At 68.3% G+C, this 12456-nt stretch carries 9 protein-coding genes and 1 pseudogene; 9 read left to right on the top strand and 1 reads right to left on the bottom strand.

Translation table 11 applies throughout. The features are described from left to right. The first annotated feature begins 7 nt into the window (after positions 1-7). The 6 genes from ACH4SP_RS14515 to ACH4SP_RS14540 all read left to right on the top strand — a co-directional run bounded on the left by ACH4SP_RS14515 (position 8) and on the right by ACH4SP_RS14540 (position 7746). Positions 8-412 carry a MerR family transcriptional regulator gene (locus ACH4SP_RS14515; RefSeq protein WP_398414444.1) on the top strand — a complete coding sequence of 135 codons (405 nt, stop codon included), beginning with the start codon at positions 8-10 and terminating at the stop codon, positions 410-412. A 137-nt stretch (positions 413-549) separates the two neighbouring features. After that, complete coding sequence (locus ACH4SP_RS14520; protein ID WP_398414446.1) at positions 550-1770, top strand: MFS transporter; 1221 nt, start codon at positions 550-552, stop codon at positions 1768-1770. 301 nt (positions 1771-2071) lie between these two features. Beyond that, positions 2072-3574 (top strand): FAD-binding oxidoreductase, encoded by a 1503-nt coding sequence (locus tag ACH4SP_RS14525; protein WP_398414448.1) that lies wholly within the window; start codon positions 2072-2074, stop codon positions 3572-3574. 16 nt (positions 3575-3590) lie between these two features. Then, the gene (locus tag ACH4SP_RS14530; protein WP_398414450.1) at positions 3591-4871 is read left to right on the top strand and encodes a GNAT family N-acetyltransferase; all 1281 of its coding nucleotides are present in this window, start codon (positions 3591-3593) and stop codon (positions 4869-4871) included. 95 nt (positions 4872-4966) lie between these two features. After that, entirely contained in the window at positions 4967-6199 is a 1233-nt protein-coding gene (locus ACH4SP_RS14535; protein WP_398414452.1) for an acyl-CoA dehydrogenase family protein, read from the top strand. Positions 6200-6204: 5 nt separating this feature from the next. Beyond that, positions 6205-7746, top strand: a complete 1542-nt coding sequence (locus tag ACH4SP_RS14540; protein ID WP_398415082.1) for an amino acid permease — start codon at positions 6205-6207, stop codon at positions 7744-7746. Positions 7747-7825: 79 nt separating this feature from the next. Here the strand turns inward: ACH4SP_RS14540 and ACH4SP_RS14545 are convergent, their stop codons facing one another. Continuing rightward, complete coding sequence (locus ACH4SP_RS14545; protein ID WP_398414454.1) at positions 7826-8116, bottom strand: hypothetical protein; 291 nt, start codon at positions 8114-8116, stop codon at positions 7826-7828. A gap of 56 nt (positions 8117-8172) precedes the next feature. Here ACH4SP_RS14545 and ACH4SP_RS14550 point away from each other — a divergent pair. The 3 genes and pseudogenes from ACH4SP_RS14550 to ACH4SP_RS14560 form a co-directional block, all read left to right on the top strand. Continuing rightward, positions 8173-8379 (top strand): annotated as a pseudogene (locus ACH4SP_RS14550) (site-specific integrase); the annotation flags it as partial. Between the two features lie 700 nt (positions 8380-9079). Further along, entirely contained in the window at positions 9080-10708 is a 1629-nt protein-coding gene (locus ACH4SP_RS14555) for a hypothetical protein (RefSeq protein ID WP_398414456.1), read from the top strand. Beyond that, positions 10709-11104: a hypothetical protein gene (locus ACH4SP_RS14560; protein WP_398414458.1), complete on the top strand. Its 396-nt coding sequence runs from the start codon at positions 10709-10711 to the stop codon at positions 11102-11104. It begins immediately after the preceding gene. Positions 11105-12456 lie beyond the last annotated feature (1352 nt).

The following is a 12456-nucleotide window of genomic DNA, read 5'->3' on the forward strand; positions in this document are numbered from 1 at the left end:
GGACGGCATGAAGATCGGTGAGCTGGCCCGCCGCACCGGGGTCTCCACCCGGCTGCTGCGCTACTACGAGCAGCAGCAACTGCTGCACCCGCAGCGCGAGTCCAACGGCTACCGCAGCTATCCGGAGGGCTCGGTAGAGCGGGTCGAGCAGATCAGAGGGCTGCTTCAGGCGGGGCTCTCCACCCAGGTCATCCGAGAGATCGTGCCGTGTTTCATCGGTTCGGGCGCGGCGATGCGGCCCATCATCGATCCCGTACTCGCCGCCAACCTCTCCGTCGAACTGGCCGTCATCGAGCGGCGGATCGACGTCCTGGTACGCAATCGCGATGCCATTCGCGCCTACGTCGACGCGGCGGCCGAGGCCGACCCCGAGAACCCGCACGACGACAGCCGGCACAGACACTGCGGGTAATCCCGTTCCGCCCGACTTGACCTTGACACCAATGGCAAGGCCTACGGTCGCTCACGTGCGCGCCCGCCGACTGCGCCGCTCCTCGCGCAGCCGCTCGCATTCCGCGCACTTCCATGAGATCGAAGGACTTGACCATCATGAAACGCGCCTATCCAAGCTGGCTGTTCCTACTGTTTCTGACTCTCCTGGCCACGGCCACCGATGAATTCATCATCGCGGGTGTGCTCAAGAGCATTGCCGCGGACCTCGACGTCAGCGTCTCGGCCGCCGGGCAGCTGGTGACGGTGTTCGCCGTCGTCTACGCCCTGGGCGCCCCGACACTGGCAGTGATATTCGAGCGATTCGCCAAGCACATCGTCATGGTCGTGGGGCTGAGCGCTTTCGTCGTGGCGAACATCGGTGCGGCCCTCGCCCCCGACTACTGGACGCTGATGGCAGCCCGGGTGGTGGCCGCCCTGGCCGCGGCCGTCGTGACCTCGGCGGCCTTCACCATGACCGCGATGGGCGCGCCGGAGGGCCAACAGGGCCGCTACATCGGCGTCGTCACTGCCGGGATGACGACCGCCCTGTTCACCAGCGTGCCGATCGGCTCCTGGCTGGGCGGCTCGTTCGGGTGGCGGGCGACGTTCTGGCTGATTGCCGGGGTCGGGCTGGTGGCCGCGCTGGGCCTCCTGGTGTCCGCGCCGCGCATCGCGGGCAGCACGCCCGCACCGCTGCGTACCCGGCTCGGCCCGCTGCGCGACCCCGCAGTGCTCCGTCTGATCACGGTGACGTTCCTGCTGGCCGGCGGCGGCCTGATGTTCTACACCTACCTCGGCGAGTTCACCGGCGAACTCGCGGGCGGCTCCTACGGTTTGCTCTCGGTGATGCTCCTCATCGTGGGCGTCGCCGGACTCGTCGGGGCCCTGGTGACCGGGCGGATCACCGACAGCATGGGCCCGGCGCGCACCCTGCGCATGGTCGCCGGTGGCCTGACCGTGGCCCTCGCGCTCGCCGCGGCAGTCGGCTTCGCCGGGCTCGGCAGCCCGGTCGCCGTGGGCATCGTGGTCGCCCTCTACGCGATCTTCGCCTGGGGCTTTCCACCGCCCATCCAGGGCAGCATCCTGCGTACCGTCGGCCCGGAGGTGGGCATGACCGCGCTCGCCCTGAACATCTGCGCCCTCTATCTCGGCACCGGTGCCGCGGGCACCATCGGCGGCGCCATCATCGGGCTCTCGGACGTGAAGTGGCTGCCGGTGGTCGGCGCCGTGATGGTGGCGCTCGCCTTCCTCATCGCGCCGCGCCGTACGCCCGAGCAGGCCACAGGGGCGCAGGCGGACGCCGGCCGGGAGCCGCAGGAGCAGCAGGCGGGCGTCTGAGGGTCGGCACGTGAAGGCGAGCGCCTGAAGGCAGGCACCTGAAGGCAGGCACCCGAAGGCAGGTGCCCGGCTCACCGACCGGCCCTCGCCACGGGTGGTGCGGTCGCCCTTGCGCGGTTGCGCAAGGGCGTCTGCGCGTTCTGCCTAACACCGCATCGGCCGTCACTTCTAGCGTCGGTCCTGACCGGTGGAGATACGTGCCGCCGTACGCCGTGGTGACGTGGCGCTGTGCGTCGTCAGGTACCGCCGTACGTCCCCGTCCCGCCACCGCCGTGCAGACTTCCCAACACAAGGTGTGCCGATGCCCGAGTCCCTCGCGATGCCCGATTCCCCCGCCCCGTACCGGGCCGACCTGCTCAAATCGCTGTCCGCGGCGGCGGAGGCGGTGGGCGAGGACCGGGTGGTCCGCGCCTCCGACGACGGTTCGGTGCCGCTGCCCGCCACGGCGAACGTGAGCATGTTCCCGCCGCGCGAGGTGCACGCCGTGATCCGGCCGCGCAGCGTCGACGAGGTCCGCCAAGTCGTCGCGGCCTTCGACCGGTTCGGGGCGGGGCGCGGCCTGCACGCCGTCTCCACCGGGCGCAACTGGGGCCTCGGCTCCCGCGAGAGCGCCCACGACGGCGTGGTCACCCTCGACCTCGCCGGCCTCGACCAGGTGCGCGATCTCCACACCGAGGACGGCTGGGCCGTCATCGAACCCGGCGTGACCCAACTGCGCCTGGCCCAGCTCCTCGACGGCAGCGACCGCATGCTGAACGTGACCGCCTCCTCCGGCCACACCAGCGTCCTGGGCAACATGGTCGACCGCGGCGTCGGCCTGCGCCACCAGCGCACCCTGGACCTGGCCGGGCTCGAAGTGGTCCTGCCGGACGGCGAGTTGATCCGGGTGGGCTGGTGGCCGCACAAGAACGGAGCCACCGCCGTCAACCCGCAGGGGCTCGGCCCGTCGCCGCTCGCCCTGTTCACCCAGTCCGACCTCGGTGTCGTCACCGCTGCGAGCGTCCGCCTGCTGCCCCGGCCCGAGGCCCAGTGCGTGCTGCGCCTCGGCTTCCCGCACGACCGGCTCACCGCGGCCATCGACGAGCTGCGCCGCTGGACCTCGCAGGGCCTGGTCTCCGGAGTCCTCAAGGTGTACGACCAGGTCGCCACCCAGTCGTACGGCGGCGAGGTCGGCGAGTACCTGGCCCACCTGTGCGTCGACGGCACCGCGCGTTCCGTCGAAGCGCTCAGCCGGGTGATCGCCGAAGAGGCCGCCGCCAGCGGCCTGTTCACCCGGATCACCCGCTCCGACGAGCAGCCGCCCACCGAGGACGACAAGGTCGGCCGGGCCGTCGAGCACGCCTATCGCGGCGACCCCTCGCACAACGAGGCCATGCTGTTCTCCGCCGTCGGCCAGGATGCCGAGCGGGTCGACAGCGAGGGCGGCGGCTGGCTGTTCTTCCTGCCGCTGATCCCGTTCACCGGAGCGTCCGTCACCCACGCCCAGGACCTCCTGGACCAGGTGCACGCCGAGACGGGGGTGCGCCCCGGCTCCACCATCAACGCCCTGGACCCCGACGTCATCGACCTCGTGGTGTCCTTCCGCTTCCCGCGCACGGAGCAGGACGCCGAGCGCGCCCACCGCGCCCTGGACCGTACCTACGAACTGTTCTCGGAGGCCGGATTCCTGCCCTACCGGCTGGACGCCGACCACTCCCAGTGGGTGGACCGGCTCTCGCCCGACGCCGGGGCGCGCACCTTCGCACGCCGCCTCAAGCAGTTCGTCGACCCCAACGGGACCATCGCGCCCGGCCGTTACTCCTGACGGGGGCAGAGCACCAGTGACCGCTGGCACGGCCGTCGACGTACGGCACATCGACGGCGCCGACCTGCCGCAGTGGGTACGCGCCTGGAACACCGGCTATCTGCGGCCGGGAGCCGGGGACGACGACATCGAGTTCCTGTCCGACAGCCTCGCCGGGGACCGCCTCATCGGGGCCTTCGACAAGGACCTGTGCGTGGGCACGTACCGCAGTTCCGCCCAGGAGCTGACCGTGCCCGGCGGCGCCTCGCTGCCCGCCGCCGCCATTTCCAAGGTGAGCGTCGCCGCCACCCACCGCCGCCGCGGGCTGCTCGGCCGGATGACCGAGCAGGACCTGCGCGACACCGCCGACCGCGAGGTGCCGCTCGTCGTCCTCGACGCCGCCCAGTACCCGCTGTACGGCCGCTTCGGCTTCGGACCCGCCACCTCCATGGCCTGGTACGAGATCGACGTGCACCGCGCGGGCATCGACCCCGCCTGGGCGAGCGCCGCCCCCGGCGTACAACTCGTCGACGCGGCCGCCTACGCCAAGCTCGCCCCACAAGCGTACGAACGCTTCCGCACCACGCAGGCCGGAGCACTGCGCCGCGACGACACCTGGTGGCAGGAGGCCACGGGGCAGCGGATCAGCCCCGGTTCCTCCTGGACCGAGCCGTTCTACGCCGTCCACGAGGATCCCGCCGGCGGCGGGATCGACGGCCTGCTCTGCTTCACCGCGGAGGAGACCTGGCAGTCGATGCTGCCCCGGACGCCCTTGTACGTACGGGACTTGGTCGCCGCCACCCCTCAGGCGGAGCGGGCGCTGTTCCGGTACGCGGTCACCGCCGACTGGGTCAGCACCGTCCATCTGCCCTACCGCGCCCCCGACACCCTGCTGCCGCAGTGGCTCGGCAACCCGCGCGCCGCCCGGATCACCGCACTCAGCGACTACATGTGGCTGCGCATCCTCGACGTGCCGCGCGCCCTGGCCGCACGCGGCTACGCCGCCGAGGGCGCACTGGTGCTCCAGGTCGACGACGCGGCGGGACACGCACAGGGCCGTTGGCTCCTGGAGGCCGGCCCCGACGGCGCCGACTGCGCCCGCAGCGCACGCCCGGCCGACCTGCAGCTCGATGTACGAGACCTGGCCCGTCTGTACCTGGGTGAGGAAACGGCCGTACGCCTGGGGCAGTTGGGGCTGGCCCAGGAGCTGCGCCCCGGCGGCCTCGCACGGGCCGACGCGCTGTTGCGCACCGCCCGTCGCCCCTGGTCGCCGCGGGCGGCCACGGGGAACGCGGCGCTGCAGGCGCGTCCCTGCTGACTGCCCACCGGCCGCCCCCGCTGACGGCCGACCGGGCCGGCCGTACCCAGATCGATCCCTCTCCACCGAACCGAAAGCCTGAAAGGCGCCAAGTCATGGCAGACACCGGGTTCCTCGAACCGACGAAGACGACGGAAGACGCGTCGGACACCCGCCAGGGCACCGGCCCCCGCACCGCCGACGAGGTCCTCGACCGCGTACGCAAGGCCGTCCCGGTCCTGCGCGAACGCGCCGCCGAGATCGAGCGTGAGCGTCAACTGCCGGACGATGTAGTGCAGTTGCTGAAGGACGCCGGGGCCTTCCGGATGACCATGCCCCGTTCCTGGGGCGGCCCCGAGCTGACGTCCGTACAGCAGACCGAGGTCATCGAGACCCTTGCCACCGGTGACACCTCCGCCGCCTGGTGCGCCATGATCGGCTCGGACACCGGCCTGTACTCGGGCTACCTGGAGGATTCCGTCGCCCGCTCCATGTTCGCCGACCTGGACACGGTCTGCGCCGGGTTCATCGCCCCCGCAGGCCGGGCCGAGCGGGTTCCCGGCGGCTACCGGGTCAACGGGCGCTGGCCGTTCGGCAGCGGCATCACGCACTCCGACTGGGTGGCCGCCGGCTGCCTCGTCCAGGACGGCGGCACGGTGGAGCAGGACCCCGAGGCGGAGGGGCCGCACTGGCGCATCGTGCTGCTGCCCACGAAGGACGTGCAGATCCTCGACACCTGGTACACCACCGGCCTCGCGGGCAGCGGCAGCCGGGACTACGAGATCACCGATCGGTTCGTGCCGGAGGAGCACACCTTCCACCTCCTGGTGCCGCGCCGCGAAGGACCGCTGCACGCGATGCCCGACGCGCACATCCGCAACATCGCCGGAGTGCCGCTCGGGGTGGCCCGCGCCGCCCTCGACCACGTCCGTGCGCTGGCCGTCGGGCGCATCGACCGGGCGACCGGCGAGCTCTGGTCGAAGGGCTACCGCGTCCAGACCGTCGTGGCCCGTGCCGAGATGGCCCTCGGGGCCGCGCGCAGCGCCGTCTACACCAGCCTGGAGCGCCAGTGGGAGCGCCTCGAAGCAGGCGAGACCCTCACGGCAGACGAACGCAGCGCGACCGTACTCGCCCGCTACCACGCCTTCCACACCGCCCGCTCGGTCGTCTCCGACCTGTACGACCTCCTCGGCGGCTCGGCGATCTACCAGCGGCGCTCCCCGCTCGACCGGTGGATGCGCGACCTGAACACCATCTGCCAGCACGCTGCCACGGGCGACCAGAACCTGCAGGCCGCGGGTGACTTCCTGCTGAACGGCAATCCGCCGAGCAAGCTCATGCACTGGTGAAGCAGATGACCGACGGCGGGACACCGGAGCAGGCGGACCGCCGACCCGCCCTGAAATCCCGGCACTTGACCATGATCGGCCTCGGCGGGGTGATCGGGTCCGGCCTGTTCGTCGGCTCGGGCGCCGGTATCGCAAGCGCCGGACCGGGGATTCTGCTCTCGTTCATGCTGGCCGGGGCCCTGGCCACCCTCGTGATGCGGATGCTCGGCGAACTCGCCGCAGCACTGCCCGACAGCGGATCGTTCTCGGCGTACGCGGAACGGGCGTTCGGCAGCTGGGCAGGGTTCACGGTGGGCTGGCTGCACTGGTGGACCCTGTGCATCGCCATCGCCGCCGAGGCCACGGCGGCGGGCGCGGTGCTGCACGGGCTGGCGCCCGCCGTCCCGCACTGGTGCTTCACGCTGGCCGTGATGTCGCTGTTCACGGTGCTCAACCTCGCCGCGGTGGGCGTCTTCGGGGAGTTCGAGTTCTGGTTGGCGGGCATCAAGGTGGCGGCCCTGGTGGGCTTCCTCGTCCTCGGTGCGCTCGCCATCGCGGGGCTGCTCCCCGGGGTCGAGGCCCCGGGGACCTCCCTTCTCACCGGCCACGGTGGGTTTCTGCCGCACGGCTGGGCCGCGGTCGTCACCGGCTTCGTGACGGTCCTGTTCAGCTTCGGCGGCATGGAGGTCGTGGCCATTGGGGCGGCCGAGTCGCGTGATCCGTCGACCGCGGTGGTACGGGCGGTGCGCGCGACGCTCTGGCGGATCCTGCTGTTCTTCATCGGCAGCATCGCAGTGATCGTGATGCTGCTGCCGTGGGATTCGGCGGCGGAGGGGCGCAGTCCGTTCGTCGCGGTCCTGGACCGCCTCGGTATCCCCGCAGCTGCCGGAATCATGGACGTGGTGATCCTGGTCGCGCTGCTGTCCGCGCTCAATGCGAACCTCTACGCCGCCTCGCGCATGGTCCGCTCCCTGGCCGACCGCGGCGAGGCTCCTCGCAGGATGGCGGCCGTCTCCCGCCGCGGCGCCCCGTGGCCGGCGGTGTTGCTCTCCACCGGCCTCGGCTTCGTCGGCGTGCTGCTGACCTGGCTCTCCCCCGACACGGTCTTCCCGTTCCTGGCCACCTCCATCGGCGCGACCATGCTCTTCGTGTGGCTGGCGATCGTCGGTTCCCAGATCGTGCTCCGTCCCCGCCTCGAACGCGAAGCCCCGCACACCCTGCGGGTACGCATGTGGGGCTTCCCCTATCTGTCCTGGGTCGCGCTCGCGGTGATCATCGCGGGCATGGCCCTGATGGCGACCAGCGATCGGACCCGTCCGCAGCTCCTGTCCACCTCGGTCGTGGTCGCCGTCCTGCTCGCCGTCGCAGCCGCCCGCGCCCGACGTTCCCGGGCCGACCGGGCGGGGAAGACGCACATTCCCGAGGGACCGGCGCGCGCCCCGCTCCAGGAGCCGCACGGTGTCCTCGTCGTCGGCTCCGTTTCCGATGGCGGAGCGGACCTTCACCGGGACCCCAGCCCGAACGGCCTGCGCAGGCGACCACGCGACGGCATCGCTCCCGGCGAGTGACGACGGCCAGGGTGCCGGTACACGTCGTCCGAACCAGTTCCCGGAGGAGGTGATGCGCCGGGGTGCGGTCCGGTGGCGATCACCCTGGGCCTGACCTCCTGCCAGGGCGATGCCGCAGCCGGTTGGTCAGCCCCTCGCATCTCAGCTGGAGCGGGTTCGTCGGGAGAGCAGGAACATCCCCGAAGGCCGATCCGGCATCGTGGTGGGGGACCTTGTTGAGGGCGAGGTCGGCGAGCAGAGCTCCGGCTTGCAGGACGGTGCGGCCGTAGCGGCGGACCATACTCATGGCGAGCCAGGCCGGCCAGCCGTGTTTGCCGCCCGCGGTCAGCGGCAGGGTGATCAGCAGCAGGCCGAGCGCGGAGAGGAGCATGCCGTACGGATGTCGACTTGGACGCGGTGGGCATCTGGGTGGACCGTGCTGAGCCGGAGAAGGCTCCGGACGGGCTGCTTTCGTCGTGAAGCGGGGCAAGCCGTTCCGGCGCTCCACCTTCGGGCGGAAGTGGCACAGGGCCCGCGCTGCGGTCGGCTTGCCGGAGGGGTTCCGGTTCTACGATCTCCGGCACCGGGCACACCCTGTCGACCCGCTCCGGTGCCACGCTGAAGGACACCATGGTGCGTGCCGGCCAAGAAGCTGGACAAGACGATCCGCAAGGTGCGCAAGGAGTCGGCGAAGAAGCGGGGCGATCAGTCATCGGGCACGGATCGGGCACGCGGTACCTGATCCGGTCTACACAACAACAAAGCCCCGGGCCGCTGGCCTGGGGCTTCAAGGTTCGTGCTGTGGAGCGGGTGACGAGAATCGAACTCGCGCTCTGAGCTTGGGAATCACTCTGCACTTCGACTTGAGGATGCCCCCTGACCTGGGAAGACGCCCGCTCGCGGCCATTCCCCCACGGCTCCGGTGAATCCCCTGGTGACCGCTGTTTACCGTTCCTACTGGCACGTTGTGGCACGACACTGTGTGCGGCGCGAATGACAGGTTCGTCCTGGCACTCCCCGGGGTCCGGGTTTCTCGGATGCGTTCGACGTCGACTGATATCGCGGACCAGCGTGCGGGCGTCGGGAAGCGGCTCGGCGGTGGGCGTCATTCAGCCAATCTCTCCTCAGATCACCTAGTTGCGCGCATTGCGGCCTTTGTGGTCTGGCGGCCCTCGCCATTCACCGTGAAGATGCCCGGCGTAGTAGAGGACGGGGGATGGGCATGGCTTGGGGGCTGCGTGCTAGGGAGGGGACGCCATCAGAAGTAGTGGAAGGTCCGGCGGTTCCGACCAACGGGGGCGCGTCGTCGACTGGTGCGGCAGAGACTGCAGGCAGGGAGCCCTCCGCATCGGAGGTGACCCGGCTCCTCTGCCAGGCGGTCTACGCGCGTCCTGACAACGTGATGGCGCTCAGGGGATGGTGGCGCAAGGTTCGGGGAAAGGAAGGATCGCCGAAGAAGCCGCGTCGCAGTGCGCGGAGGCGTATCTATCTGGACGGCAGCGATGACTGCCCTCCCTTGGGCGAGCCGAAGGCGCAGTGGGTCATCGACCATGTGCTGCACGGGCCTCCACTTCCTGTGCCGTCGTACGGGTTCGATCTCGTTCCAGTGATGGCGCACAGCCTCCGGGCGCGCAGGCGGCGGTGGATGCGGCGGATATGGGTTGTCGTCGTGATCGCGTTGACCGGATATGCGATGCCGTGGACGACCGCCGTCTGGGGCGCTGCCGTTCTTCTCGCACTGACGGTGCGGTGGGCTGCACATCGAGCGGCTCGCAGAGGGCGGCTTACCCGCCTGGCACGTTCTCCTCGCTTGGCGTACCTCGTGCTGTGCGCACCATGGGTGCTGGCCTTACTGCCGTACGAGGTCGATGGCGAGCTGCTTGGATTCCGTCTGGGGCTGGGCGTTCTGCCGTTCGTCCTTATGGCCGGAGCGGGGTTGATATACGCGATGGACCGGTTGGTCGCACGGGCGGCCGTGGGCGTACTCGTACGAGAAGGCGTGTCGTCTGACCGTCTGCCGTGGGTCGGTCCGAGAGCCAGCCGCCGGATGTCTGAGACTCGGAAGGACCAGACCCGACCGGAGTTGCCGTACGACTCGATGGAACGCTTCGTCGGTGCCGGGCGTGATGTGTGGGGACCTGTACACATCAACATCCCTTTGCAGGCAAAGGAGCAGGAAGAATCGGTCAAGGAGCTCGGAGACGCGGACCTGTTGCGTCGTGTCGGCCGGGCCTTGAACGAGCTGGGTCGTGGCGCGCGAGAGATTACCGATCCGCTCCCTGGCTTCTCCATGACTGAGGTGGTCGGACTTCCGTCGGCTTTGTGGCTGCAGCGCACTCGTGCAGAAAAGGTGGAGCTTCCGGACCTGAGCGGATTGGGTCGTAGGTCTCCTTCGAGCCGGCCGGATCGGCTCTACCTGCGAGCGCAGTGCATCAGCTGGGATGGGCAGGTCGCGGTCAGCGTGTTCGTCCACGCCGCGCTGGAGGCTGGTGATCTGCGATTGACTGTACGTCCCCACGTCATGACACCCCTCCACAACGAGCTGCGTGGCACTGCCGTGCCGGTCGGCAAGCGCGGAGTGCGCTTGCTCGGGTGGCTGACGGCGCAGTCATTTCTTGACGCTCTGATGGGGCCCGTCGCCCTGTGGCGGCTGGTCGCCAGACTGGGTAATAGGGCCGATGGTCGTACTGAAGAAGCGGATCCGGTCAGCCTGCGCGATCGGTACTCCATGGAAGAGCTCACGGACATGCACCAGAGCGACGATGCCAAGCGGCATGTGGTCCTGATGCAGTCGTGCGTCTTCCGGACCGTCGCCATCTACCTCGACGAGCGGGGAATCGATACCGCCGCCTACGAACAGCAGGTGGCCGCGGTCATCACCAACATTCAGGTCTTCGGCGACAACAACGCCCCCATCCAGAACGTCGCCGGCAACGGCATCAGCAACGTTGGCCAGGACAACAACGCCCAAGGAGGCAATTGAATGGTCGTGGGAAGGCGCCGCCCGGAACCTGAGCAGGGACAGGGCTCAGGCATCAGCGTCGGCGGCAGCAACAACGCCCCGCTTCAAAACGTTGTGGGTCAGAACATCTCTCAGGTGTACCAGCACGCCTCTGTCCGAGGAACGGTCGACATTGAGGCCGTACGTGACCTCCTCGCCTCGTTCCGCTCCAACGTGGAGCTGAACGCGCCGAGCTTGCAGAACGTGGCAGTCCTGCGTGCCATGGCGGACACTGTCGACACTTCGCTGAGTGCACCCGATGAGCAAGCGGGTGCACTGCGCGGGATCGCGCAGGCGTTACCCGCCCTGGTCGCGGGCACGGTGGTTCAGGAAGGTGGGGCAGCGCTCGCCGATGCTCTCGGGTCCCTGCTGGGTTGATTTCGGCGAGCAATGTGCGCCCCAGGGGGATGCTCTCGTGGCTGCGGCGGGCCGGTTTGCCCGGCACTTGCTGTGGTTCGCCGCGTGGGTCAGGGACGTTTCGAATTGGTCTAGACAGTAGACAACGCGCAGCCCAAGTGTGTGAGGGATTTTGCGTGAACGAGCTGCAATTTCAAGGAAGCGATGTGTGCTAGACCCATCGGTGACATGATTGCTGCATGCGGGCTTGGAATCATGCCAGGCGGACCCGTCGTGTAAGGGGTGCCGCCAGTAGCGAGATTGAAAGATTGCAGCAGAGTGTCTCGTTGCTCATCCCAAATCGGCCGATCCCACTGAGAGTTAGACTGGCATTGCGGATATTTGACCGATATCGACGCAGTGTAGTCTTGGTCAGCTTCTTTACTAACTTTGTCATGGGTATCTGGTGGCCAGTTCCTGTAGCAATGTTGATCGATGAGCGGCCGGGTGCGGTGCGTGAAATGTGCACGAGAGTCGCAGGTTTTTTTAAGGTCGCACTTGCGATTGAAGATTCGAGCGCAATGCTCGAATCTCTCATTCGGTTGGCTTTCGGAACGATCTTTGTTTCTGTTTTCTATTTCGTGGTCATGTTTGGTCCGCTCGTACTGTGTTACCGGTTACGGCGCGGGTATGCAGGTCTCCCGATCCCTGGTCGCAGAGCGGTCAGGATGCGTAATCACAGTCTCGTCGTTGCGAGCTCTGCATCCGCTTTGGCTGCTTGCGCCAAAGTAATTGGGAAGGCAGGAGAGCGGAGGGTTACGGTTCTGCATGAACTGGCAGATGAGTTGAGTGTGGTGCGTCGGTCTCTAGGGGGGCTCGCTCGCCTAGACTATGGGCCACGCAACGGAATACGTCGTCGGCGGAAGCGGGTTGGTCTGCACGCACGGAGGATATCGGCAAGGCTTAGGCAATTCGAAAGCCGTGTTGAGACGGTTTCTGATGGCGACATTAAGGAGCTAGCTCAGGCTCTTTTCTTGATGTCGGAGCGCGCCTCGGAGCGACGGTACCTGGAGTTGGTTGAAATGGAATTTCTTGCGGGTTCCCCGGTTCGGGAGCGCGAGTCAGTCCGGTTGGCCATTGGGGCGGGACTTTGCTTGATCCTTTCTAGTGCTTCCGTTGGCATCTTGCATCTACTTGGAATCCCTGAGGGGATTCAGCCCGTTGCGATTGGGGCTTCCGTAGTCATCTCAGCGGTGATCGTCTTCCGAGGAAAGGCGCTCGAAAAGCTGGAATCCTTGGGTTTCATAGGAGGGGGATCTGGTGGGTCTCCAGGGCCCATGTAGACAGGTTTTCCCTCGTTACTTGCCCGGTGAGCTATGGGCTCATCTTCCCGC

This window comes from Streptomyces sp. NPDC021093 (genome assembly GCF_044333135.1).
Lineage (GTDB): Bacteria > Actinomycetota > Actinomycetes > Streptomycetales > Streptomycetaceae > Streptomyces.